This is a genomic window from Roseateles sp., assembly GCF_049240545.1.
Classification (GTDB): Bacteria; Pseudomonadota; Gammaproteobacteria; order Burkholderiales; family Burkholderiaceae_C; genus Paucibacter_A.
Map to the genome: position 1 here is coordinate 23,751 of NZ_JBMLSK010000213.1, position 24,959 is coordinate 48,709.

Below are 24,959 nucleotides of genomic sequence, written 5' to 3' on the forward strand. Positions count from 1 at the left end.
GAACGCGCGATCAGTATTTGCAGGCGCCGTCGGCCATGTAGTCGGCGACCTTGACCTTGCCCGAGATGATGTCGGCCTTGATGGCCTCGACCTTGCTCTTGACTGCGGGGGTCACCAACTTAGCATTGTGCTGATCCAGCGCATATTCCACGCCGCCTTCTTTCAGGCCCAGCACGGTGGTGCCGGCCTTCCAGCCCTTCAGCACGTTGTAGACCGCCACGTCGACGTTCTTGACCATGGAAGTCAGCATGGTGCCGGGCTGCAGATGGTTTTGATTGCTGTCCACGCCAATGGCCAAACGGCCAGCATCCTTGGCGGCCTGATAGACGCCAGAACCGGTGCCGCCGGCAGCAGCAAAGACCACGTCGGAGCCCTTGGCGAACTGAGCCTTGGCCAACTCACCACCGCGGGTGGGGTCGTTCCAGGCGCTGGAGGTGGTGCCAGTCATATTGGCGAAGACCTCCACCTTGGGGTTGGTCGCCTTGGCGCCCTGCTCGTAACCGCATTGGAATTTGCGGATCAAGGGGATGTCCATGCCGCCCACAAAGCCGACCTTGCCGGTCTTGCTGACCAAGACTGCCATAGCGCCGACCAAATAGCTGCCCTCATGCTCCTTGAACAAGAGCGACTGCACATTGGGCAACTTCACCTCGGCGTCCACGATGGCGAACTGGGTCTTCGGGAACTCCTTGGCCACTTGCTCCAGCGCCGAAGCCTGGGCGAAACCGACGCTGATGATGGGGCTGGCGCCACGCTCGGCCATGCGGCGGATGGCCTGCACCCGCTGGGTGTCATTGCTGATCTCAAACTCGAGATAAGGCTTGCCGCTTTCTTTCTTCCAACGCTCGACACCCCGGTAGGCGGACTCATTGAAAGACTTGTCGAACTTGCCGCCCATATCGAAGATGACAGCAGGTCTGCTTTGCGCAATCGCTGCAGTCGAGAGGCCCAGCAGAACCATCGCCAGCGGCAATGAAACCAGAGGCGCGCCAAGCTTCGAGGCAGCGGCGCGAGCAAACGGCGAGAAGGCAATCGTCATGGCTTTTGAAAAATATGGCGGAAATGGGTGGGGTGCCGGAATGCTGAGGTCCGACTCGGGATTGGGCGGCATTGTAAGAACTTCCAGTGTATCGACAGACAATGGAAAACGCTAAACGTTTGCGCAGGCATTATTCGCATCAATTAGTGCGTTTTTCAGGGCATTCCACCGTTTAGAGCATGGAGTCAAGTCGACCTTCCCTGCGGGCGATCGCGCGGATGGAGTTCCGTGCCGAGAGCACCGACCAGCGAATCAAGCCTGAGCGCATGACTCTGCCCCCTGCTTTGAATCAAGTAAAGTCGGCGCGCAACTCGCTGTCAGGCTGCGGCGACCCAAAAAGAACCATGCCGCCGGCCACCTCCCACGCTAAAGCAACAAAAGAAGCAGGAATCGCCATGATTGCGTTCAATCGCCCGCTGCGCGAGCGCAGATACTCTTGCGCTGCAGTCTCGCAGTGGCGCATCGACTCCATGCGCCTCTTCTTTCCTGCCGCTTCGACCTCACGGACATGATTCAGGCTCTCCACCCCCTGCTTCGCCAAGCCTTCCCGGACCCGTCTGGCCGAGCCGGCCTCGGCAGCCAAGCGCTACTGATACTGCTGGGTTTGCTGAGTTTGCCGCTTTGCACGGTAGCGAAGGCACAGGAAAGCGGCCTTGACCTGACCTCAATCCCCTTCGAGAAGCTCACGCAGACGGAGGTCATCACCGCATCCAAGCTGGCCAAGCAAGTCAGTGACTCGCCCTCTGCGGTCTCCATCGTGACCGCCGAAGATATTCGCAGCTACGGCTACCGCACGCTGGCTGATGTCATCAACGGCATGCGCGGCCTCTACACCACCTATGACCGCCGCTACGAATACCTGGGTGGGCGAGGCTTTGGTGCACCTGGCGATTACGTCGGCCGCATCATGGTGCTGGTCGACGGCAATTCGGTTCAAGACAACATCTACAACCAGGCCTATATCGACAACTCAGGCCTGCTGGATCTGGAGTTGATTGACCGCGTGGAGTATGTGCCGGGCACCGGGTCGGTGACCTATGGCAACAATGCCTTGCTGGGCATCATCAACGTGATCAGCAAGAAAGGCAGCGACTTTAATTCCGCCCAGATCGCCTCAGAAGCAGCCAGCCATGGGGGCCAAAAACAAAGAATCAGCGTTGGCAAGCGACTGGACAACGGCAGCAATTTTCTAGTCTCAGCCTCGCGGCAACGCAGCGATGGCCAATCGCTCTACATCCCCTATTTCGACAGCCCCCAGCAGAACAATGGCGTCGCCGTCGGCCAAGACTACGAGCACAGCCAACGCTTTTTCGCCAAACTGGAGTTTGAGGGCCTCAGCCTGCAAGCAGCCAAGGCCTCCCGCACCAAGGCAACGCCGGTTCCGAGAAGAGAAAACGCCTTCAATCGCACCTATGCGCTGGCCGACGCCTCCACCCACCTCAGTGCGCAATACGACTTCAACATCGTCAATGAGCTGAAATCGGTTTCGAGGCTCTACTACGGTCATTACGAAGACAACACCCTTCGGGAGTACGGTGAGCCGGATCCGAACGAGTATTTCCGCCTGAACAAAACGCATGGCAAATGGTGGGGCCTGGACCAAAAATTTGCCTTGACCGCGCTGCAGGGGCATACCGTTATCTTTGGCTTTGAGTTCCGCAATGACTTCAAGCAAGAGGTCAGGGCCGTTGCCTTGGATGCACAGCAAAAAGAACAGTTCGAGTACCTCAGGTCGCCGTTCAGCAACAAGACCTACAGCCTGTATGCCAGCGATGAATTCGTAGTCAGCCCCACGCTCTCGGCGAACCTCGGCTTGCGCTACGACCAACCGAATGCACGCGACTGCAGCGTTTCCCCCTGTGTGAGCTACGCGAAAAAGGCCGCGCTCAGTCCGCGGCTGGCATTGGTCTACATGCCCGACCCCAGAACCACGATCAAGGCCTCCTACAGCCAAGCGTTTCGTCTGCCCAACCCCTATGAGGTGAACACTCCGGTGCCCTCGACCCTGTTCCAACCGGAGAAAGTGGGCGCCTCCGAATTGGTGCTCCAGCAAGATTTCACGCCGACCCTGCGCATCACCGGCGCGGTGTACGACTACCGGCTGTCCGACCAAAGCTATCGCTCCTCCCAGACCGGGCTGCGTCAGTTCCATGGTCTGAGCAAGACCCGTGGGCTGGAACTCCAACTCGATCAGAGTTGGCGCAATCAGCTCAAGCTGCGCACCAGTGCGGCCTGGCAGTCGGCGCAAGGTGTCGAAGGCAAGCGGCTCGTCAACTCTCCAAAGCTCTTGGCCAAGTTCAACCTGAGTTGGTTGGCGCTGGAAGACAGCCTGCGCATCGGGGTCGAGGGCCAATACATCGGCAATCGCCTCACCCTGCCTCTGCGCGACAGCAATCTGGTGGTGATCCGCGAGGGACGCCCGATTGGCGGCGTCAGCCTGCTGAACCTGACCCTGAGTTCGACCCGCACCTGGTACGGCCTGGGCGCCACCTTCAGCGTCAAGAATGCCCTGGATCGACGCTATGAGGTCCCGGCAGCCGACACCCGATATGCCGGCACGGACCGGGTGCTCGACACCATGGCGATGGATGGCCGCACCTTCTGGCTGCAACTGAGCCTGGACTTCTGGAGATAGGGATGCGTCTGCCCGGTCTCTGCCCTGCTTTCTTCTTGGCTTTGGCTTGCGCGGTTTCTGCGCCGAGCCAGGCTCAGACGCAGGCGCAGCCCGTGCCCGAGTACGTGATGAAGGCCACCTATCTGTACAACTTCATGGTGTTTTCCGATTGGCCGCAGGCAGATCCGCAGGGCGGTGCTGTCGCGAAAGAGAGCCTCAATCTTTGTGTATTCGGCCCGGACAACTTTGGGCCGGCACTGTCCAATCTGGAAGGCAAGAACGTCAACGGGCGCCGCTTGAATGTGATGCGAATGAATCATCTACCCGGCGTCAAGAAGTGCCACCTGCTCTTCATCACCGAACGCGAGGCGCCCAATATGAGTTCCATCCAGAACTCGCTCGGTGAAGCCCCGGTGCTGACCGTGGCCGACTCGCCCTTGGCCGTGGGCGCAGCCGTGATGTTGTCGGTGGATGGCAACCGCTTGGTCTTCGACATCAATGTTCAACGCGTCAAGAAGCTGGGCATCACCATGTCGTCCAAGGTCTTGCAGTTGGCGCGCAGCACCAACTGATGGGCCCGGCTTGCAGCCGAAGCGACTGACGCACTCCTTTCGATTTCTCCCCTTTCATCTTCCCAGTGAGCCAGCTTCCCGACACCGACCGTCCTCCCGCTGCCGAAATCAGCACGCCTCTGGCCGGCCGTCGCCAGTCTTTGGTCAGTCGGCTCGAGCGCATCCTCACCACGGCCATGGGAGCCGCACTCTTGATTGCCTTGGTGTTGATCGGCAGCCAGGAGGTGGTGAGCCAGCGTGCCGCCGTCACCAATGGCAGCCAAGCCTGGCTCAATACCTTGGCCGTGCAAGCCGCCTCGCCACTGGTCTTTGATGACGCCAAAGCGGCTACCGAGATCCTGCGCGCCACCAGCATCTACCCAGGACTGCAGGCGGCGTACATCTTGCGTGCGGACGGCTCGATCATGGCCCGCCACCTGGACGATTTGCACCCGCCCCTGGCTGCCAGCGCGCTGAAGCAATTACCCAGATCCGCTTACTTCGACCGATCGCTGCTGATCGCGACGCCGGTGTGGCTCTCGCATGAACAGGTCGGCACCGTTGTCGCTCAGATTGATCTCGCCCCCATGTGGCGCTCGGTGCTGAGATTCGGTATCTCTTTGATTGTGGCGCTGGGGGTGTCCGGCATCGCCGCGGCCCTGTTGGCCAGGCGCTTCTTGCGCCGCGCCTTGGAGCCTTTGTCTGGCCTCAAGCAAGTCATGGACGAAGTGGCCCAGAAGGAACGATTTACCGTCCGTGCAGCCTTGGTGGCCAACGACGAGGTAGGCGACCTGAGCCTGGTGTTCAACCACATGTTGGATCAGATCGTCAAACGAGACGAATTGCTCGAAGACAACAATCGCCGCCTGCTGGCGCTGAAGGAAGCGGCTGAACAGGCCTCTACGACCAAGAGCGCCTTCCTGGCCTTGATGAGCCATGAACTGCGCACCCCCATGGCCGGCGTCATGGGCATGCTCAAGCTCGGCCTGCGCGGGCAGATGGAACCCATTGTGCGCGAGCGCGTCGAACTGGCCTGCAAGAACGCCAATGCCTTGCTGCAGATCGTCAATGACCTGCTCGATGGCGCAAAAATCGAGGCCGGCAAGCTCAGCCTGGAATGCGTGGACTTCGCCTTGCATCCCCTGCTCGACGATGCGATGCAACTGCTGCATGAGCGAGCCAGTCAGAAGAGCATCAACTTCGCGCTGCATGTCGACCCACGGCTGCCGCAGTTCTTGAAGGGCGACCCCACGCGACTGCGTCAGGTCCTGCTCAATCTGGTCGGCAATGCCATCAAGTTCACCGAGCAAGGCGGCGTGAGCGTGAATGTGCGTCTGCAATCCTCCCCCGAGGTCGAGTCTCCTCAGGGCCAGACGCCAGCACTTTGGGTGCACTTTTCGGTGCAGGACTCAGGGATCGGCATCAGCGAGGACGCGCAGGGGCGCATGTTCCAGCAGTTCGAACAGGCCGACACGTCCACCACCCGCCATTTCGGCGGCACCGGACTGGGGCTGTCCATTTGCAAACAGTTGGTCGAGTTGATGGGGGGCCACATCGGCATGCACAGTGTGGTGGGCAGCGGCAGCACGTTTTTCTTCGACGTGCCCTTGCAGCCAGGGCAAGAGCCACAGCAGCTCAGCCCAGACGAACTGAGCCCGCATGAGCATCAACTCCATGTGCTGGTGGCCGAGGATGCTGAAACGAATCAGTTGATCATCAAGGCCGTCTTGACCGAGATGGGACACACCCACACCCTGGTCAGCAATGGCGAGAAGGCCTTGGAAGCACTCACCCGAGAAAGTTTCGATCTGATCCTGATGGACGGCCGCATGCCGGTGATGGATGGCTTGGAAGCCACCCGACATATTCGTGCGGGCTTCTGGGGAGACTGGGTCTTTGCCGAGCGCAACATCCCCATCATCGCGCTGACCGCCAATGCGTCCGAGCTGGACAAAGCCAAATTCCTCGCGGTCGGGATGACGGACTTTTTGCGCAAGCCCGTGGACGAGGTGGCGCTGCACCATGCACTCAGCAGCGTCATCAAGCAACGCAGGGCCGAAGGACTGATGCTCAAGCCGCGGACGCCGACCGACGCGGCGGGGGCTGCCGATCTGGCTGGCTTGGATGCATGGCTGGCACCTGCATCGGCCGATACCGAAGCCAAGGCCGCTCCGGTGCCCAGCCGCTTGGACGGCACCGAACGCGTCAATGCCTTGAAGGAACAAATGCTGAGCGCCTTCAGGGCGCAAGCGCCCTTGCGGTACCGGGAGATTGATACCGCCCTAGCGGCCAAAGACTGGCACAGCGTTGCCGTCTTGGCGCACGGCATCAAGGGCTGCCTGGCCTTCATCGCCCCCACGGGATTGGCTTATGAATTGAGCGACTGGCTGGAGCGCATGGCCGACAGCGAGGAAGAGGACGAGTGCATCGAAAGCTACGCTTTACTCAAGCGTGAACTGCAGGCCAGTCTGGGCATCAGCGACGCAACGGAGGGGCTGACTTGAAGGTCTTGGTGGTTGATGATGAGGAGGTGTCGCGCATGGCCTTGATCGGCGCCATTGCGGACTGCGGCAGCTACCGCATTGCCGAGGCGGCAACGGCCGAACAGGCATGGCAACAGATCAGTGGCACCGAGGTCCCGCCAATGCTGGTCTGCTGCGACATCCGCATGCCGGGCATGTCGGGCCTGGACTTGCTGCAAAAGGTACGAGCCCATCCCAGCGGCAAAGATCTGCCTTTCGTTCTCATTTCCATGGTCAATGAAGCGACGACGATCAAGGAGGCCATGGAGTTGGGCGTCAGCGGCTATCTCGTGAAGCCCTTCATCCAAGAAGAGGCGCGCAACCGCTTGAGAAAGCTCCTGTCCATGGCGCATGGCAAAGGTGTGGAGCGGCCCACGCACACCATGTCCCGTTTGAAGCTGCCCCCAGACCGCTACCGGGCCTATTTGAGCGGCATGCAAAGACAGATTGGCCAGCTGCTGGCCGAGTTAGAAGAGACGGGTGGGCGCTCTGCGGCCCTGGCCAACAAGAGCCTGCGACAAAAAATGGCTGCATTGCAAACCAATTGCGCCACGCTGGGGCTGTGGCGGGCCAGCCAATTGCTGAGCCGCTTCGCGGCCGAAGACAGCCCGGCCCGATGCGTGCCGGAGTGTCTGGGTGAGATTCGCCAGCAATTGCATCAGCAGATGTTTTCACTGGAGTAAGCACAGGGCTTAGCCACGCCGAAGGGGCAGCTCAGCCTGCTGTCCTTGAAGAAGCCCGCCCAGGAACCCTGCCAGATGCCGCCAGCGAGACTATAATGCGAATCATTCTCGATTAAACCTCGCGTCCGCCTTGGGCGACGCATGATTGCCAGGGCGCCCCATTGATGAAGACCGAACCCCCAGCCAATCTGGCCCAGGCCGCGATTGGCGAGACCTTGCACGTATTGGGTGTCACCGCGCCCACTTTCGCCCCCGAATGGACGGCCTGGCTCGAGGAGATCGGCTTCTTGCCTGGGGAGAGTGTTCATGTGATGGCGCGCGGGCAACCCGGCGCCGACCCGCTGGTGGTGCGCATCGGACAGTCCACCTTCGCTTTGCGCCGCGCCGAGGCCGAGTGCGTCTCAGTTAGCCGCACAGGGGCCGTCCATGCGTGAATCCATCATTCATGTGCACCCCCAAGGTCCCTTGTTGGCCCTGGTCGGCAACCCCAATTGCGGCAAGACCGCCTTGTTCAACCGTTTGACCGGCAGCCACCAGAAAGTGGCCAACTACGCCGGTGTGACGGTGGAACGTAAAGAGGGACGCCTGCACAGTGCCGCAGGCCGGATGCTGCGCCTGCTCGACCTTCCGGGCACCTACAGCCTGCATCCGCGCTCCCCTGACGAGCGGGTGACCTGCGAGGTCTTGGCCGGACGTGCCCGCGGCGAAAAGCGCCCGGATCTGGTCATCTGCGTGCTGGATGCCACCAATCTGCGCCGCACCTTGCGTTTGGTCTTGGCCGTCAAGCGCATGAAACTGCCCTGTGTGGTCGTCTTGAACATGGCCGACTTGGCGGCCAAACGCGGCATCGAGATCGATACGGAGCAATTGGCCGAAGCGCTCGGCGTGCCGGTGGTACGCACCGTCGCCACCCGCGGTGAAGGCATTGCGGAACTCAAGACCCTGCTCGATCAGCGCGAGGTCTGGGTCCCCGCCGAGCGCGAATGGCCCGAGCGTTCGCAGCTGGCCGATCAGGCCGATACCGATCACTTGGTGGTGAAACAGACGCTGCAAAAGCTGAAGCTGGATCGACAACTGCCGAATCTACCCAGCGACCAACTGGATCGCCTGGTGCTGCATCCGTTGCTCGGGCCGATGCTCATGACCGCGATTCTTTTTCTATTGTTCCAGGCTGTGTTCACTTGGGCAGCCGCACCGATGGATCTGATCGAGTCCGGCATGGCTTGGCTTGGCCAAACGGTCGGGCCGCTGTTGCCAGATGGCTGGCTGCGCAGCTTGGTGGTCGACGGCCTGATTGCCGGGGTCGGCGGCGTGCTGGTCTTCCTGCCGCAGGTGCTGATCTTGTTCTTTTTCATCCTGGTGCTGGAGGAGTCCGGCTATCTGCCGCGCGCGGCCTTTTTGCTGGACCGGCTGATGGGCAGCGTCGGCCTGTCGGGGCGCAGCTTCATTCCGCTGCTGTCCAGCTTTGCTTGCGCGATTCCCGGCATCATGGCCACCCGCAGCATTGCCAATCCGCGTGACCGCCTGGTCACCATCATGATTGCGCCGCTGATGACCTGCTCGGCCCGCTTGCCCGTCTACGCGCTGCTGATCGGCGCCTTCATTCCCCAGCGCGAGGTGATGGGCGGGCTGTCGCTGCAGGGGCTGGTCTTGTTTGGCCTGTACCTGGCGGGCATTGTCGGGGCCATGGCGGTCGCCTGGGTGCTGAAACGCTTCACCAGCGGCACGCAGGTGAGGCAATTGATGATGGAGTTGCCGAACTACCACTGGCCGCATCCACGCAATATCATGATCGGTCTATGGCAGCGCGCCGACATCTTCTTGCGGCGCGTGGGCGGCATCATCTTGGTGCTGACTTTGCTGCTCTGGGCCTTGTCCAGCTTTCCGGCCCCGCCAGAGGGCGTTAGCGGCATGCCCATCGAACACAGCTTTGCCGGCATGCTGGGCCGCGCGCTGGCCCATGTGTTTGAGCCCATCGGCTTCAACTGGCAAATCAGCCTGGCCTTGGTGCCTGGCTTGGCTGCGCGTGAGATCGCCATCAGCGCCCTGGGAACCGTGTACGCCTTATCGTCCACGGTGGAGGACACCGCGCAGGCTTTGGCCCCCTTGATCACCGACAGCTGGAGCCTGCCCACCGCGCTGTCCTTGCTGACCTGGTTTGTCTTTGCGCCGCAATGCCTGGCCACCCTGGCAGCGGTCAAGCGTGAAACCGGTGGGTTCAAGATGCCTTTGCTGATGGCGTGCTATTTGTTCGGCTTGGCCTATCTGGCGTCTTTTCTAACCTTCAGAATCAGCAGCTGGCTGCTGAGCTGATGGCCGCATTGATGAGCAAGCAAGAGCTGCAAGGCTAGGGTTTCTCCGACGGATCGGCCGCCCAATCACAGGCCAATTGAAGTTCTCGCTTCTCTACAATCATGCGCCATCGGCCCCCCACGGTCGGGACGTCGAAAAACCCATTGCCTGAAAGAAAACCATGAAACTCGCCAAGCTGATCGCTGTCATGCTCTTGCCTTTTGCAACGATGGCCGTTGCAGCACCCACACCCGCCCAGTACATCATCATCGATCATTCGACAACGCCCTGGATGGACCAAGCGACCGCCGAGAGCATTTGGCTGAAGAAGCCATCGGCCAAGTTCGTCAAACTCTATCCGGCCAAGAAATGGGGTTTTCTGAGCCAGGTCGAGGGCGGCATGGACGCCACGAAAACTTGTGTGATCACCGCCCGCACCTTGATGCTGCCTGTGCGCGGCAAGGATCTGGTGTTCAAGCCGGCCAAGAGCGCCACCACCTTTGGTCATTTGACCAACGCCTCCATCGAGCAGTGCAAGGCCCTGGCCTCCACCAAGCTCGATGAGGCCGTTCAGGCCCTGGGATCGGCCCTCGTGCCCAACTGATTTGACCCTTCAACGCTCGCATAAACGCCCGCCCCTTGCAGCGGGCGTTCATGCCGAACAGCGGGCCTGCGTGCACAAGACGCAGGCCTTTTTTTCTTGTGCATCGGCATGCCTGCCGCGGATAGACTGAAGGCATGGAGCTCCAGCCCCCGAGCGCACAACGAAATCGCGTGATCGATGTCCTGCGGGGCAGCGCGGTCTTCGGCAAGTTGCCGCAAGACATCCTGCTGGCCTTGGCCGATGCGATGGAGTTGCGCAAGGTCCAAGGGGGCGAGCAGATCATTCGCGAAGGCGCGACGTCCGACAGCATTGTTTTCGTGGTCAGCGGCGGCTTGCGAGTTTCGCGCCGAGATGCAAATGGCCAAGTGCTGCTGTACAACCAGGTTCAGCCGGGTCAGAGCATTGGGGAGTTGGGCCTGATCCTAGGACAAGCACGGGCGCAAGACGTCACCGCGGTACGGGACTCCAGGATTGCCTTGCTGAGCCGCCAGGCCTATGAGGCCCTGCTCCAACGCCATCCCCTGGCCTTGTCACAGGTCTTCTTGCAAGCGGTCTATGACCGTTTGCGCAATGTGAACGAGAGCGGAGAGCGCCGCATGGCCCAGACCTTCGCCCTGATCCCGTTGCAGGAAGGCGTGCCTATCGAAGCCCTGGCACGGGAACTGACCCAGGCGCTCTCTCAACAGGGGCGCGTGGTCTTGCTTCGCGCCCCGATCGCCAGCGACGATTTGGCCCGGCTGGAAGATGAGCATGAGTTCATCGTCTACGAAGCCGGTACCCCAGCAGAAGGACCGCAGCAGGCCTGGACTCATCTGGCCTTTCGTCAGGCCGACCAGTTGATCTTTGTTGCCCGGGCGGACGCAAGGCCTGACATTCAGCCGGTCGAATTGGCCTTGGCCCAAGAGACCGGCTATGCGCTCAAGCGCAAACACTTGGCCTTGCTGCATGCCGACGATGCCCGCATGCCAGTCCTACCTGCCCCCTGGCTGCAAGGCCGCGATCTTGAGCGCTTGTACCCGATGCGAATAGGCCGCCGGCGGGATGCGGAGCGACTGGCACGGTTCCTGACCGGCAGCGCCGTCGGCGTGGTGCTGGGTGGCGGCGGTGCACGCGGTTTCGCTCATCTCGGCGTGTTGCGGGCCTTGCAGGAATCAGGCATCCCGGTTGATCTGATCGGAGGCAACAGCATGGGCGCCCTGATTGGTGCTCAGTTCGCTTGCGGCCATGAGTTGACGCAGATCCTCAGCCAAACACAGCGCTTCGCGAGCGGTGGCGAATGGCCTGCCCTACCCTTGGTGTCCTTGGTTCGAGGCCGACGCGTCGCCCGCGATTTGCACCGGTTGTTTGGAGAGCAGTTGATCGAACAACTGTGGAAGCCCTATTTCGCTGCGGCCTGCAATCTGAGCCAGGGCAACACCCAGGTGCTGGAGAAGGGCCCGCTGTGGAACGCCGTGCTGGCCAGCAATTCACCCGCCGGCCTGCTGCCGCCGGTGCTGCACAAAGGCTCGCTGCTGGTCGATGGAGCGATTCTTGACAATGTGCCGGTACAAGCAATGCGCTTGCGCCTGGGCACACAGCATGAACGTCGACGTGGCAATGGCTCCATCATCGCCATTGATGTGGACGTTCGCGAGCACCTGTGCGCCGACGAGTCCCTGGAACGCCTGAGCACCTGGAGCACGTTCAAACATATGGTGTTCAAGAAGGCCCCTGTCTCACCTGGCATCGCCTCAATTCTCTACAGCGCCGGCCATGTCGGCAGCATCAGTCAGCGGTCTCGCACCCTGTCACAGGCCGATCTGTATCTCGAGCCCCCTGTGGCGAACTTTGGGCTTATGGCCTACGGGCGTGGCGCCGATATCGCAGAGGTCGGCTATCAGTACGCGTTGGAAAAGATCGGCCAATGGCATCTCGAGAACAAACAAACCTAGAGTCCGCCAAAAAAATCCCGCTGTCCCTGAGTCAGCGCGAAGTCTGGCTCGATCAGCGCGCTTGGCCCAACAGCGCTCACCTGAACATCGGCGGCGCTGTTTCATTGAATGGTCCTCTCGACCTAGCCCGGCTGCGCCACGCACTCCGAATACTCATTGAGCGCCACGAGACGCTACGCCTCGCCCTGCTCCCTGATGGGGAGCAAGTTTTACTGCAGCCCTTCGAACCGCAGTTGCCTCTGATTGAACTCGAACAACCGGCACAAGCGTCACTTGAGGCAGCACGGGCCCAGTGGCGCGAGAGACTTCGCACACCTTTCAAGCTCGATGGTGGTCCGCTCTGGCGCTTCGAGCTACTTCGCTATGGCCCCGATCTGCATGATCTCTCGATTCAGTTTCACCACCTGATCATGGACGGTTGGGGAACCACCTTGATCTTGCGCGCATGGGCTGAGATCTACGATTCCTTGGCTCATCCCGGTCCGTACGTTTCTGAATCAGTCCCGAAACCAAGCTATGTCGATTTCATTGCAGAGTCCAATGAATACAAACAATCGGCCGCGTACCTACGAGATGCTGAGTTCTGGCGGGGGCATATCGGCAACTTACCTGAGGCCGCGCCCACCCGAAGGAGCTCAAACACACCCAAAGAAGGTCTGCCAATCGCAAGCGTCACTCGATTCAGCATCGCACGTGCGGCTTACGAGGATTTCTCTCACTCAAGCAAGTCTCTTGGCCTTGGCCCTTTTAACTGCTTGCTGGCCGCATTGGCGCTGTATCTTTCGAGAGCCAATGGTCTTGACTCCCTTTTGATAGGCGTGCCAAGCCTGAACCGATCGGGTCGTCGCTTTCTGACGACGCCCGGCATGTTTGCTGGCGTTCTTCCGGTGCGGATCAATGTGGATCGGACGAACACTGTCACAGAACTGTTACGCCATGTCGCGCTGCAGATGCAAAGCGCCCTGCGACACGCACGATTCCCCTTCAGTGATGTCATGGTTCAACAGAACCTACTCCGAAGTGGACGCGACAGCCTTATCGACGTCTTGCTGTCTTTCGAACGACAAGACTATGACTTTGCCTTTGGTGAGGCCCATCTGTGCGAGCCCTGCCAACTGTTTGCAGGCCAAGCCAGGTATCCACTCGCCATCACGCTATGTGAGTTCGGTGCCAACATCGATACAGCCATGGTGCTCGAAGCCAGCAAAGACTGCTTTAGCGCCTCGGAGGCCGTGCTGCTTGGTCAACGCATCTGGCATCTGGCTCAAACGATGCTGACCGATCCGCAGTTGCAGCTGGACCGGCTTGATATCGTGCCGCCCGAAGAGCGCTGGGCACTGCTGGAAGGCCCTCACAAAGATCTGGCGCAACTCGAATCGCCTCAGCCCTATATCGATCTCTTCCTGCACCAGGCCGCCCTTTGGCCGGAACGCTGTGCCTTGGTCTGGGACCATGGGCAGATGAGCTATGGTGAATTGGCGCGCCGCGCCGAGCGCCTGGCAAGCCAATTGCGCGGTCTGGGCGCCGCACGCAACAAGGTGGTGGCCTTGGCCCTGGAGCGCTCGCCTGAGATGGTGGTGGCAATCCTGGCCATTGCCCGCGCGGGAGCCGCATTTCTTCCGCTGGATCCGCAGGCGCCCCTGGCCCGACTGGCGGGTGTCTTGCTTGACAGTGCCGCCGTCGCCTTGCTGCTGGCCCCTTCGGCAACACCTGAGTTGCAAAACTTGCACCAACGCTGCCTGCGGCTCTCGCTGGATCTGCTGGGCGCCGACGGAGATGCCGAGCCAAGTCCTCACGATGCGCCCGCCCTGTGGTCCTGGGCCAAAGCCGGTGCCGACGATTTGGCCTATGTGCTCTTCACCTCAGGATCCAGCGGACGACCCAAAGGGGTGATGGTCGAGCATGGCGCCTTGTCGCGTCGACTGGCCTGGCTCTCTCGTACCTGGGCCATTGATGCCAACGATCGCTCTGCACAAGGCACACAGCTGAGCTTTGATCCGGCCATGATCGAGCTATTGCTGCCGCTGACCCAAGGGGCCAGCATCGCCCTGCCCACGCCGGGTCGCTTGCATCCGGCAAAGCTCGCGGAGTTCATCTTGCGTCATGGTGCGACCTTCAGTGCCCTGGTGCCGTCTGCGCTGCCGGGTCTGCTGGCCGGCTGGCGCGGCGCGGCCGCGACAACGATGGCGAAGTCGGGCTGCACGCTCAAGTTGCGCGTCGCCTGCTGCGGAGGCGAAGTCTTGGCGCCAGCATTGGCGGAACGCTTCGTTCGGGAAACCGGTGCTCGTTTGTACAACGTCTATGGCCCCACCGAAGCCATCATCTTTGCCAGCGCTTGGCCTGTCTCCGCGCAGTTGATGCCTGTGTCGGAGCCGGTCATTGCCCTTGAGGACGCGCCGCGAAGCGCCAACAGCACCGGCGCCCCCCTCATGGCTGCCGAGGCCAACCCCGATCTGCCCATTGGCTACCCTGTGGACGACACCCGCATCTACGTCCTGAGTCCTGAACTCCAGGTTCAGCCGCATGGCGTCATTGGCGACATCTTCATCGGGGGCAATGCCCTCGCTCGCGGCTATCTGGGGCGCGCCGATCTGGACGCACACGCTTTTTTTCCCGATCCATTCCAAACCAGCACTGACCCCCAGGCGCCTGCACGGATGTATCGCAGCGGAGACCGGGGCTGGTGGGACACCCAAGGTCGACTGCATTTCAGCGGCCGGGCCGACCGCCAGGTCAAACTGCGGGGCTACCGCATCGAATTGGGCGATGTGGAGGCCGCTTGTCTGGCTCAGACTGGGGTGCAGCAGGCCTTGGTGCAATTGATTCGCGTCGAAGGACAAGCACCGGCTTTGCATGCATGGTTGGGCGGCGCATCGCTCGATCCGACCACGCTTCAAGCCGGCTTGCGCCTGCGTCTGCCCGACTACATGCGGCCCAGCCGTCTGATTTGCTTGCCCGAGTTGCCCTTGACCACCAACGGCAAGATCGATCTGAAAGCCCTGCCCCAATTGAACGGGCCGGTACAGCCCCGCCCAGGCGAAGCAATCCAGGCGCCGACAACTGCCATGGAGAAGACCCTTCACGCCTTGTGGCGCCAAGCCTTGAGCCCGGCGCTCCAGGCCGACACCACGAAACCCGGGGTGCCCTTGGGCGTGAATGTCAACTTCTTTGATCTGGGCGGTGATTCGCTGGCGGCCCTGTCCATCCTTGGCGCGATGGAGGAGCAACTGGGCCGCCATCTGCCCCTTCATCTGATGGCCGAGCATCCGAGCATTGCCGAGTTGGCAAGCGCGCTCTCCCAGCCTATCGCTCGGCCCGGCATTGTCCAGCCTCTTGGAGGCGCCAGCTTGGATGAGGTGGGCCCCGCGGCCTCTCAGACCTCGGTGTTTTTGGTGGCCTCTGGATTGGGTGACATCTTGCGCTTGCAAAATCTGGCGCAGTCGCTCCAAGGCGACGCCCGTTTGTTCATGCTGCAAGCCCCGCTGGAGCCGCCCCCTGCCAAGATGAAAGATTTCGCTTCCCTTTACGCCGACGCGATAGAAGCACAGGCCCCTGGAAACGTCTGGCTGGCTGGGTTCTCGGTCGGCGGCGTGACGGCCCTGGAAACAGCACGGGAGCTGCAGCGGCGTGGCCGTCCGCCGCTGGGGCTGATGTTGCTGGACACCATTCACCCTGAAGCCGTCTTCGGCGGCGCCGCCTCTTGGCGCACCTTGGGCTGGCTGGTGCGCAAACTGCACATGCAAGAGCTCAGCATGAATGGGCGCAGGCTCAGCGCCATGTTCAGCGATCCGGGCTTGATCAGCCAGGTGATGGCTTTGCGCGGCCACCATTGCCAGGCTTTCGACGGCCCGGTGCTTTTGCTCAAATCCAGCGGTCTGGCGGGCTGGAACCGTCTGCTATTTCAGGCCTGGCACCGACTCTTGCCCGACAGACTCCGCACCTGCGTGGTGACCGGTCTGCATGGGTCGATCTTTGAGCCCAGCCATGTAGACGAGTTGGCCGACGCGATGCGTCAGTTCATGCTTGAGCCCTCGAAGCAAGCGCCAGCATGAGCCAGGACGATTCCTTGCCTCCTGTGGATCCAGCGCGGCCGTCTGATCCAGCCAGCCCGGTTACGCGAAGCGCGCTGCGTGCCGTTTTTCGGTCCTTGCACCACCCGTGGATGCGCTTGCTGATGCTGGGCCTGTGTCTTCTGGCTCTCTTGGGCATGGCGGTTTACTGGAGTTTCAGCGGCCCGGACTTGAAGCAAAGCCTGACGCAACTGCAAGCCACGGCCCTGCAGGCGGGACCGCTATGGCTATTGGCCTTGTTCACGCTGGCCTTGACCCTGGCGGTACCGCTGGGCCTGTTGGCCCTGCTGATGATTGCTGCCCTGGGACCTTGGACAGGCTTTGCTGCGGTCATCATCGGGGCCCTGCTGAGTGCGAGCATCAGCCACGCCCTCGGGCATCTGCTGGGGCACCAAGCCCTACAGCGAGTGGCCGGCCCCAAGGTGCGGCTGCTGAGTCAGGCCTTGGGTCGGCGAGGTTTCTGGGCCGTGGTGACCATTCGCATGGTGCCGATCGCACCGTATGCCGTGGTCAATATGGTCGCCGGGGCGACTCACATCCGGCTCAGGGACTTGCTCTTGGGCTCTGCAATTGGCATCTCACCGAGCATGTTGGCGATGGCCTTTTTCGCTGATTGGATACTGGCTTGGCTCCAGCATCCCGAGGATCTGGCCTGGCCCGCGCTGTTGCTGGTCTTGGGACTGATCGTGTTGCTGTCCGTGGGCTTGCGTTGGCGTGGGCGGCAGCAGGCCAAGACCAGCTCGACAGACGCCGAATGAGCCGCTAGGTAGCACCAGACTCAAAGCCGGGTTTTCAGCTCTGCCCCAAAATAGCGCCATGCCATTTCGTCCACTGCCCCTTCCTTCCGCACTTCAAAGCCCCAACACAGTTGAAGCACGCTTATGGCTTCAATCCATGCCGGGGCGGCTCGAATCATGGAGCGGCTTCTTGGACGAGGCGCGCCGACGCAAGCTGAACTTGGTGGTCTGCCTGAACCCGCTGGAGGAGGTGGCGCAGTTGTCACCGGCCTATCACAAGGCCATTTCTGAAGGCCGCCTGCCCTTTCGCTGGCAACACCTGCCCATGCGCGACTTTGGGCTGGGAGCTGATCCCGCCGCATTTCGACTCGGCGTGGAGCAGATTGGAAACAGCCTCATCCTCGGTGAACAAGTTTTGCTGCACTGCGCCGCTGGAATTGGCCGCACCGGCACCGTCGCGGCCTGTGTGTTGAAACATTTGGGGGCCAGTCGAGATCAAGCGCTGTCAGCCGTCAGAGCTGCTGGCGCCAATCCACAGTCTGCCGTGCAATCGACTTGGATTGATCGGTTTTGACTTCGGTGGACACGGACACGGACTCGCCCGGCAACAGCGAACATGCCGCGCAGCCCCCGGATTCGCCGCTCGCCATCGAGGTCTTGTTTGCCAATCAGGATGTGCTGGTCGTCAACAAGCCCAGTGGCTTGCTGTCCGTCCCTGGCCGTGGGCCGGACAAACAAGACTGCGTGATCCACCGAATCCAAAAGCTCTTTCCCGAAGCGCTGATCGTCCACCGCCTCGATATGGCAACCTCAGGCCTGCTTTTGCTGGCCCGGGGCGCGGCCTCGCAGCGACGACTCAGCATGGCATTTGAAGCCCGCCAAGTGCACAAACGCTATGTCGCCGTCGTACACGGCGAGCTGCGCACACCCGACAAGGATTGGGCAGAGATTCAGCTCCCCTTGATCACTGACTGGCCCAACCGACCCCGTCAAAAAGTCGACCCCCAGAATGGCAAGCCTTCGCTAACGCGCTACCGACCCGTCCTCCCGAACTCAAGCCCGGCAAGCCACACCCGGGTGCTGCTGGAGCCCGTCACCGGCAGAACGCATCAACTGCGAGTCCACATGCTGGCGCTCGGGCATCCGATTCTGGGCGACTCGCTTTACGGCCCGGCACTGGACAAGGCTTCTCGGCTTCATCTCCATGCCTGCTCCTTGCAGCTTCCGGCGCTGAATCTCGCTTTTGAATGCCCGCCCGATTTCTGAAGACTCTGCGAAAACGCAAGCCATGACGCCCTTTGATACCAAGCTCTACTCGCCTGCTGCCGAGCGCAACCGCACACCGATTCTGGCGGCCTTGTTGGAATTGCTAGCTCAGCAAGGTGTGGCGCTCGAGATCGCCAGCGGCAGCGGGCAGCACTTGGCCCACTTCAGCCAAGCACTGCCCGGGTGGAACTGGTTAGGCTCTGACCCCTCAGATGCAGCGCTCGCATCCATTGAGGCATGGCACCCCCAAGGCCCGAAGCCCTTGAAACTGGACGTGGCACAAAAAGACTGGGCGCTGCCGCCGAGCCACCAAACGCTTGACCTGATTTATTGCGCCAATATGTTGCACATCTCGCCAGAGTCCAATACGGCGGCGCTGATGCGCGGCAGCGCCCACCATCTGAGCCAAGCAGGCCTACTGATCATCTATGGCCCCTTCATCGTGCCGGGTGAGTCCACAGCACCTAGCAATCTGGCATTCGATGCCGATTTGCGGCGACGCGATCCCGCCTGGGGCCTGCGCTCCTTGCGCGAGGTCTCTGACGCCGCCCAGCACTCGGGGCTACAGTTACAGCAAACGCTGAGAATGCCGGCCAACAACCTCTTGCTGGTGTTCGCTCGCGCCAACCGCGCGAAGCCGGCATCCCCAAAACCGGGGGCTATTTGAATGAAACTTGCTGGAGCATTCGTATGACTCAATCCCTTTACATCATCAGCGGCGCATCGCGCGGCATGGGCCAAGCGATGGCGTGCCAGTTGCTCTCACCTCAGCATCTGGTGATTGGCATCTCGCGCCGCAGCAGTCCAGAGTTGACGGCCGAAGCGCAGTCTCTTTCCGCGCCGCTTGAACAGTGGCAGCAAGACTTGGCGCAACCCCTTGCCGCCGCTCAGCGCCTGGAAGATTGGTTGATCAACCAGCCGCAGGGGCGCTTCAGCCAAGCCATCTTGATCAACAACGCAGGGGTCGTCACAGAACCCGGGCCGATCAATGAAACCTCGCTGCAGGACTTGTCCAACGCAATTCGGGTCGGGCTGGAAGCCTGCCTCTTGCTCAGCAGCGCGTTTCTTCGTGGCACCGCCCACTGGGGGTCACAGCGTCGCATCCTCAACATCTCGTCCGGCCTGGGCCGGCGTGCCATGGCAGGCAGCGCCGCTTATTGCGCCGCCAAAGCAGGCATGGACAATTTGTCACGCGCCATGGCTTTGGATGAGGCCGCCAAGCCGGTAGGAGCTCGCGTGGTTTCGCTAGCACCAGGCGTCATCGACACCGAGATGCAAACACAATTGCGCAGCGGTGACCCAGGTAAGTTCCCCGACCAGGCCGTGTTTGCCACCCTGAAAAACAGCGGCCAATTGATGAGCCCGGAAGAGGCCGCAAGCAAGGTCTTGCGCTACCTCGCACGCGATGACTTTGGTTCGACGGTTCTGGCCGATGTGAGAGATGCCTGAACACGGCCGCATGGCGATGCGTGACAAGGCACGATGCCATTCATGCAATTCATCGTCCGTTCACGTTTTGTTAATTGTCAAACCGGCCTTGTGAAAGCTTGGTCGGCCCCAAAATATGCGCAGAGGCCAATGGTGGCCTGGAGGAAGCTTGTAGTGAAACGATTCTTTGTGTTGAGTGCAGCCGTCGCCTTTCTGGCCATGAGCCTGACTTCGTTTGACGCCGAAGCCAAGCGCTTGGGTAACGGTGGATCTTCAGGAATGAAGCGTGCCGCGCCACAGCAAACGCACGATGCCAGCAAGGGAACACCGCCCCAGCAGGCGGCTACACCGTCCCCACAACAAGCGGCTCCAGCCACCGCTGGCGCGGCTGCCGCGCCAGCCGCTGCCGCAGCCCCGAAACGCAGTTGGATGGGCCCCGTCGCAGGCTTGGCGGCCGGCCTCGGACTTGCAGCCTTGGCCAGCCACTTCGGCTTCGGCGAAGCGCTGGCCAATATCATGACCATGCTCTTGATCGGTGTGGCTTTGATGTTCGTGATCGGCTTTGTGTTGCGCCGCATGGCTGCCAACAAGGCCAAGCAGAACGGAATGCAAGGCGGCATGCCAAACGGCATGCAGTATGCCGGTGCCGGCGCCCCCTTCCCGAACCAGGCGGCGCAGTCTTACCAGCCTTCGCCAATGCCGGTTTCCGCAACGCAAACGCCACCGAGCGTGGCTTCAAGCAACGCTTCGTCCGGGATGGCGCCCGTGTCTCCTGCCGCCGCTGCGCCCATTGCAAACGATGGCTTTGATACCTCGGGCTTCGAGCAGTTGGCCAAGCGCGTTTTTATCCGTTTGCAAGCCGCCAATGATGCCGGCGATCAAGCCGACCTGCGCCGCTTCACGACACCGGAAATGTACGGCGTGATTCAGCAAGACTTGCTCGACCGCAAGGGTGCCACCCAGTCGACCGAGGTGTTGCAACTGGACGCAGCCGTCGTGGAACGTGTCCAGGAAGATGGGCAGCAAATCGTCAGCGTGCGCTTCTGGGGTCTGATTCGCGAGCAAAGCGGTGCGGCCGCTGAAAACTTCGATGAAGTCTGGCACTTGGTGCGCCCCATCGACGAAAGCCGCGAATGGGCGATTGCAGGCATCCAGGCCCGCAACTGAATGTCTCAAGGACGCTAAGGTCACTACGACCGCCACAAGAAAAGGCCCGCTCTGCGGGCCTTTTTTTTCATGTGACAAGCTGAAAAGTACTAGCTCAGACTGAGCGCCCTGCCTTGGCAATTTCTGCGTAGGCCTTCAACTCGGCATCGACCGCGCGGGAAATCTGTGCGGGCTGATTGCCCTCCTGCTCCGCCTCGGCCAAGCTCTTCAAGGTCGGATGGAGGAAGTCATAGGCACGCTGCTCCAAGACGCTGACTGTGTAATCTTGGTTGGTGTCAGCGTCATCAAACTGCTTGACGGTACTGAGTGGATCTTCCTGCACCGCAACCGAGTTTGCTGCGCCCTGTTCAGCGGCAGAAGCCGGCACATCAGTAGCCTGACTCTGGATCGCAGGCACCGTCTGGGGCTGGCTTGTCAATGGGCTTGGGTCAGGTCCAACCCCGCCTGCCTGAGCCTCTGCGCCTAAAGCAGCAACTCTGGGCACCGAAGTTGGCGGCCGAGTCTCGCGCTGCTCTTCCGCACGCCGCGCTCCTTCGCTAGAAATCTCGACCACGGCTGATTCAGGCTTGCGCTCAAACGGTGTCGAAGACCTGTTCACGCGCACCGAGTCAACGCGCCTGGACGCCTCATCCCCATTGCTTCGGGCTGCAGAGCCGAGAGCCCGCTCGGCTGCGCCCGTGACGGAATTCATCATGGCAAACCTCCACATGAGAGACTTTGCAGGGCTGCGATGGCTTCATAGCTAAGGGCAGCGATCAAGCCTTTTATCACAGATCATGAGGATATTTTCGACATCCTCATGGCGAACTTTAAACCCTGTCGGCCTCCAGTGCTAGGCACCCTCTGCCTGTTCGCCTCCAGAAAGGCCTCTAACCCACCAGATTCGCCAAAGTCAGCAGCAACAGCAGGAGCATCCACAGCACCACCGACCGCCAGATCAGACCCACCACGCTTTGCAAATGCCCCAACTGAGGCAATTGACCTGGCGTCGAACCCTCGGCCAGCGTCTCGTCCCCATCCATGCCCGCGTTGAAGGTCTTGCTGCGATCAGGCGTCACACCGGGTGCTGCAGCGCCCCCCAGTTGCAGCCCCAGCGCACCTGCCGCCGTGGCCAAGATGATGCCCTCGTTGGGATGCAGCCAAAGCCCCGCATCACGGCGCCATCCGTTCACCGCCTCTTCAAAGTTACCCACAATGGTGAAACCTGTGGCCGTCAACCTCGCTGGCATGTAATCAATCCACGCAAACAGCATTCGCGACAAAGTCATCAAGCGCATATTGGTCGGCGCTTCCAATGTACGACTCTTGAAGGCCCAATACCGACTCACGAACTCAGCCATCCGGTACAGCACCGCACCTGCAGGCCCCAAGCCCACCGTGGACAAAACGACAAACCAAAAGAACACGCCAAAAACATGCCGATGGGCGGCGAGCAATGAATGCTCAATCGCATGCCGAACCAATTCGGTGCGCGGCAACTCGCTGGCGTCAAGATGCCGCCACTCAGACAAAAGGCGGCGCGCCTCAAGATCATCCCCGCGTTCCAGTGCATCGCGAATATCGGTGAAGTAGTGACTGAACTGCCTGAAGCCCAAGGTCAGATAAAGCACCACCACATCAAGGGCCAAGGCCAGCATCAGACTGAAGCGACCGACGACAAAGTAGATCACGGCGGCCAACAAGGCCGGAGCGACCACGGTGATGCCCCAGACCACCATGGCATGATGATCCCGTCCAGCATCGAAGTTACGGCCCGTCCATCGGACCCAGCCGATCACACCGTGGTGGATGCCATTGCCATGGCGTAAAGGTTTCAGCTGCTCACACAGCAAGGCCAAAAGGACCGCAAAGAAGTTCATGGCCGAGGATGATAGCGGGCAGCGCAGCTCAAGCTGAAAGGAAACGATAGAAGTTGCGCAGCATGGCCGCGGTAGCACCCCAAATAAAGTACTCGCGCGGCTCGCCTGGATGCTGGTTGTTGCGCCAAGGCATCGATAAGAATTGACGTTGTCCGCCGGCAAACTCAAAACGATGGTGCTGATGATGGGCAGGCGTCATCAAAAACTGCAAGGGCACCTCGAAGGCCTCGGCAACCTCCACCCCATCCAACTTCAAACCGAAGCCGGGACGCACCAGGGCCACGACCGGTGTGACTTGGAAGGCGGTGACCGTGCTGTAAACCGGCAATTGGCCCAAGACCTCGACGTAGGCCCGGCTCAGGCCAATCTCTTCTTCTGCTTCGCGCAGGGCGGCCGCTTCATTGGACTCATCGTCCGGCTCGACACGCCCGCCCGGAAAGCTGATCTGCCCCGCGTGGTCCCGCAGTTGCTCAGAGCGACGCGTCAGCAGCAGGCTCAGGCCTTGCTCACGCATGACCAAGGGCAAGAGGACGGCCGCGGCCGCCGGACTGCGCTGCGCAAACTGTGCGCCGTCCCCCGCAATCTCGACTTGCCAAAGAGGTGGATGGGCAAAGCGCTGGCGCAAAAAGTCGAGTTGCAATCGTTCGGCCGGCAGCGGGGGCAGATGGCTGTCAACGGCGGTCACTGGGACTGCCTTGGGGTCAAGAATAGGAGGACGACTCATGGGCGAAGCATAGGGCTTGTTCAACGATTCCCGTTGTGGCCGCCACTCGGGGCCGAAACATCTGCACCCGAAAACGACAAAGCCGCCCGAGGGCGGCTTTGCTTGTTGGCAGTAGGCCGCCAACAGGGATGGCGACCAAGCGCCATCCGGGTGATCCGAAGATCAGCCCAATTTTTCCTTGATTCGAGCCGACTTGCCCGAACGGTCGCGCAAGTAGTACAGCTTGGCGCGGCGAACATCGCCACGACGCTTGACTTCGATCGAAGCGATCAGCGGGCTGTACAGCTGGAACGTACGCTCCACGCCTTCGCCATTGGAGATCTTGCGCACGATGAAGCTGGAGTTCAGGCCACGGTTACGCTTGGCGATCACCACGCCTTCAAAAGCCTGCACGCGCTTGCGTGTGCCTTCAACGACGTTGACGCTCACGATGACCGTGTCGCCTGGGCAATAGGTCGGGAATGTCTTGTTCAGACGAGCAATTTCTTCTTGCTCAAGGGTTTGGATCAAGTCCACAGAGTTCTCCTAGTGATCATGGCGGCGCGGGCGTTGATCCCCAAACACGGGAATCAAACTGAGTGCTTTTGAACCCATCAATAAACTATCGATCGGCTCTAAACCCACCCACCAGAGGATCGGACAGCCCGCAAGTATAGCCCGAATCGCTGGTTTCGCCTAGGTTTCGGGCTTGGCCTGCGCCAAATCGGCCAAAAAACGCTCATCAGCCTTGCTCAAGCGGCCGGCCGCGCGGGCCAATTGGATCAATTCAGGCCTGCGCCGCGCCGTGATTTCCAGCGCACGATCCCGCCGCCAGCGCGCAATCTTGGCGTGATGCCCTGAAAGCAAGACTTCAGGGACGGGCAGCGCTTCGGTTTGCCCCGGCATGCCAGTCAAGACCTCGGGCCGACTGTAGTGCGGGCAATCCAAGAGACCCTCCGAAAAGCTGTCCTGCTGATGCGATTGCGCATCATTGAGCACACCCTCTTGCAGCCGCGCAACAGCGTCCAACAAGGCCAGCGCAGGCAGCTCGCCGCCCGACAGGACAAAGTCACCCAGACTCAATTCCAGCGTGACATGGCGGTCGAGAAAGCGTTGATCTATGCCCTCGTAGCGGCCGCACAGCAGGACACCACCGGTCCCGCCCGCCATTTCCTCAACCAGGCCCTGGGTAATGGGCCGACCGGTCGGGCTGAAATGGATGATGGCGGGCGCACCGGCCTCGGCCATCGCCTCGACACGAGCGGACTTGGCCGCAGCCAGTGCACGCTCCAAAGGCTCCACCAGCATGACCATGCCCGGGCCGCCGCCGTAGGGACGATCATCGACGCGGCGATAGTTGTCATCGGTAAAGTCACGCAACTGCCACAGGTTCACATCCACCTGGCGCGACTCGAACGCACGGCGTGTCACGCCCTGGCTCAGATGCGGCCCGAACAGTTCCGGAAAAAGGGTGATGACGTCAAAGCGCATGC

General features: G+C 61.0%; 23 protein-coding genes. 15 read left to right on the forward strand and 8 right to left on the reverse strand.

All coding sequences use genetic code 11. The annotated features are described in order from the left end of the window. Positions 1-10: 10 nt before the first annotated feature. Entirely contained in the window at positions 11-961 is a 951-nt protein-coding gene (locus tag ACOVRJ_RS13790) for a BMP family lipoprotein (protein WP_422044476.1), read from the reverse strand. A gap of 367 nt (positions 962-1,328) precedes the next feature. Next, positions 1,329-1,511 carry a hypothetical protein gene (locus ACOVRJ_RS13795; protein ID WP_422044423.1) on the reverse strand — a complete coding sequence of 61 codons (183 nt, stop codon included), beginning with the start codon at positions 1,509-1,511 and terminating at the stop codon, positions 1,329-1,331. A 36-nt stretch (positions 1,512-1,547) separates the two neighbouring features. On the opposite strand from ACOVRJ_RS13795, the gene ACOVRJ_RS13800 reads away from it, so the two are divergent. The 10 genes from ACOVRJ_RS13800 to ACOVRJ_RS13845 all read left to right on the forward strand — a co-directional run bounded on the left by ACOVRJ_RS13800 (position 1,548) and on the right by ACOVRJ_RS13845 (position 17,064). Beyond that, on the forward strand, positions 1,548-3,674 hold the full coding sequence (locus ACOVRJ_RS13800) for a TonB-dependent receptor plug domain-containing protein (protein ID WP_422044424.1): 2,127 nt from the start codon (positions 1,548-1,550) through the stop codon (positions 3,672-3,674). Between the two features lie 2 nt (positions 3,675-3,676). Then, positions 3,677-4,225, forward strand: coding sequence for a YfiR family protein (locus ACOVRJ_RS13805; protein WP_422044425.1), 549 nt, complete (start codon positions 3,677-3,679; stop codon positions 4,223-4,225). A gap of 65 nt (positions 4,226-4,290) precedes the next feature. Beyond that, a complete protein-coding gene (locus ACOVRJ_RS13810) occupies positions 4,291-6,708 on the forward strand; it encodes an ATP-binding protein (RefSeq protein ID WP_422044426.1) in 2,418 nt (805 codons plus the stop codon). Next, entirely contained in the window at positions 6,705-7,409 is a 705-nt protein-coding gene (locus tag ACOVRJ_RS13815; RefSeq protein ID WP_422044427.1) for a response regulator, read from the forward strand. The genes ACOVRJ_RS13810 and ACOVRJ_RS13815 overlap by 4 nt, the downstream gene beginning before the upstream one ends. Before the next feature lie 164 nt (positions 7,410-7,573). Further along, positions 7,574-7,843, forward strand: a complete 270-nt coding sequence (locus ACOVRJ_RS13820) for a FeoA family protein (protein WP_422044428.1) — start codon at positions 7,574-7,576, stop codon at positions 7,841-7,843. Beyond that, positions 7,836-9,722, forward strand: coding sequence for a ferrous iron transporter B (gene feoB / locus ACOVRJ_RS13825; RefSeq protein ID WP_422044429.1), 1,887 nt, complete (start codon positions 7,836-7,838; stop codon positions 9,720-9,722). The genes ACOVRJ_RS13820 and feoB overlap by 8 nt, the downstream gene beginning before the upstream one ends. A 160-nt stretch (positions 9,723-9,882) precedes the next feature. Next, positions 9,883-10,305, forward strand: coding sequence for a hypothetical protein (locus tag ACOVRJ_RS13830; protein WP_422044430.1), 423 nt, complete (start codon positions 9,883-9,885; stop codon positions 10,303-10,305). A 134-nt stretch (positions 10,306-10,439) separates the two neighbouring features. After that, positions 10,440-12,236 (forward strand): cyclic nucleotide-binding and patatin-like phospholipase domain-containing protein, encoded by a 1,797-nt coding sequence (locus ACOVRJ_RS13835; protein WP_422044431.1) that lies wholly within the window; start codon positions 10,440-10,442, stop codon positions 12,234-12,236. Beyond that, entirely contained in the window at positions 12,209-16,288 is a 4,080-nt protein-coding gene (locus ACOVRJ_RS13840; RefSeq protein ID WP_422044432.1) for a non-ribosomal peptide synthetase, read from the forward strand. Before ACOVRJ_RS13835 ends, ACOVRJ_RS13840 begins: the two co-directional genes overlap by 28 nt. Then, complete coding sequence (locus tag ACOVRJ_RS13845; protein WP_422044433.1) at positions 16,285-17,064, forward strand: TVP38/TMEM64 family protein; 780 nt, start codon at positions 16,285-16,287, stop codon at positions 17,062-17,064. The genes ACOVRJ_RS13840 and ACOVRJ_RS13845 overlap by 4 nt, the downstream gene beginning before the upstream one ends. 20 nt (positions 17,065-17,084) lie before the next feature. On the opposite strand, the gene ACOVRJ_RS13850 is transcribed toward ACOVRJ_RS13845, so the two are convergent. Continuing rightward, a complete protein-coding gene (locus ACOVRJ_RS13850) occupies positions 17,085-17,222 on the reverse strand; it encodes a hypothetical protein (protein ID WP_422044434.1) in 138 nt (45 codons plus the stop codon). 11 nt (positions 17,223-17,233) lie between these two features. On the opposite strand from ACOVRJ_RS13850, the gene ACOVRJ_RS13855 reads away from it, so the two are divergent. The 5 genes from ACOVRJ_RS13855 to ACOVRJ_RS13875 all read left to right on the forward strand — a co-directional run bounded on the left by ACOVRJ_RS13855 (position 17,234) and on the right by ACOVRJ_RS13875 (position 20,904). Beyond that, positions 17,234-17,617 (forward strand): protein-tyrosine phosphatase family protein, encoded by a 384-nt coding sequence (locus ACOVRJ_RS13855; RefSeq protein ID WP_422044435.1) that lies wholly within the window; start codon positions 17,234-17,236, stop codon positions 17,615-17,617. 5 nt (positions 17,618-17,622) lie between these two features. After that, a complete protein-coding gene (locus ACOVRJ_RS13860) occupies positions 17,623-18,309 on the forward strand; it encodes an RluA family pseudouridine synthase (protein ID WP_422044436.1) in 687 nt (228 codons plus the stop codon). 22 nt (positions 18,310-18,331) lie between these two features. Continuing rightward, a complete protein-coding gene (locus tag ACOVRJ_RS13865; protein WP_422044437.1) occupies positions 18,332-18,976 on the forward strand; it encodes a DUF938 domain-containing protein in 645 nt (214 codons plus the stop codon). 23 nt (positions 18,977-18,999) lie between these two features. Beyond that, positions 19,000-19,758 carry an SDR family NAD(P)-dependent oxidoreductase gene (locus ACOVRJ_RS13870; RefSeq protein ID WP_422044438.1) on the forward strand — a complete coding sequence of 253 codons (759 nt, stop codon included), beginning with the start codon at positions 19,000-19,002 and terminating at the stop codon, positions 19,756-19,758. Between the two features lie 153 nt (positions 19,759-19,911). Beyond that, the gene (locus tag ACOVRJ_RS13875) at positions 19,912-20,904 is read left to right on the forward strand and encodes a Tim44 domain-containing protein (protein ID WP_422044439.1); all 993 of its coding nucleotides are present in this window, start codon (positions 19,912-19,914) and stop codon (positions 20,902-20,904) included. Between the two features lie 94 nt (positions 20,905-20,998). Here ACOVRJ_RS13875 and ACOVRJ_RS13880 read toward each other — a convergent pair whose 3' ends face one another. The 5 genes from ACOVRJ_RS13880 to trmD all read right to left on the reverse strand — a co-directional run bounded on the left by ACOVRJ_RS13880 (position 20,999) and on the right by trmD (position 24,957). Next, a complete protein-coding gene (locus ACOVRJ_RS13880) occupies positions 20,999-21,301 on the reverse strand; it encodes a hypothetical protein (RefSeq protein ID WP_422044440.1) in 303 nt (100 codons plus the stop codon). 472 nt (positions 21,302-21,773) lie between these two features. Then, positions 21,774-22,763 (reverse strand): CobD/CbiB family protein, encoded by a 990-nt coding sequence (locus ACOVRJ_RS13885; protein ID WP_422044441.1) that lies wholly within the window; start codon positions 22,761-22,763, stop codon positions 21,774-21,776. Positions 22,764-22,791: 28 nt separating this feature from the next. Continuing rightward, complete coding sequence (locus ACOVRJ_RS13890; RefSeq protein WP_422044442.1) at positions 22,792-23,487, reverse strand: CoA pyrophosphatase; 696 nt, start codon at positions 23,485-23,487, stop codon at positions 22,792-22,794. A gap of 162 nt (positions 23,488-23,649) precedes the next feature. Further along, entirely contained in the window at positions 23,650-24,003 is a 354-nt protein-coding gene (gene rplS, locus ACOVRJ_RS13895) for a 50S ribosomal protein L19 (RefSeq protein ID WP_263517580.1), read from the reverse strand. A 159-nt stretch (positions 24,004-24,162) separates the two neighbouring features. Then, positions 24,163-24,957: a tRNA (guanosine(37)-N1)-methyltransferase TrmD gene (gene trmD, locus ACOVRJ_RS13900; RefSeq protein ID WP_422044443.1), complete on the reverse strand. Its 795-nt coding sequence runs from the start codon at positions 24,955-24,957 to the stop codon at positions 24,163-24,165. Positions 24,958-24,959: the final 2 nt, after the last annotated feature.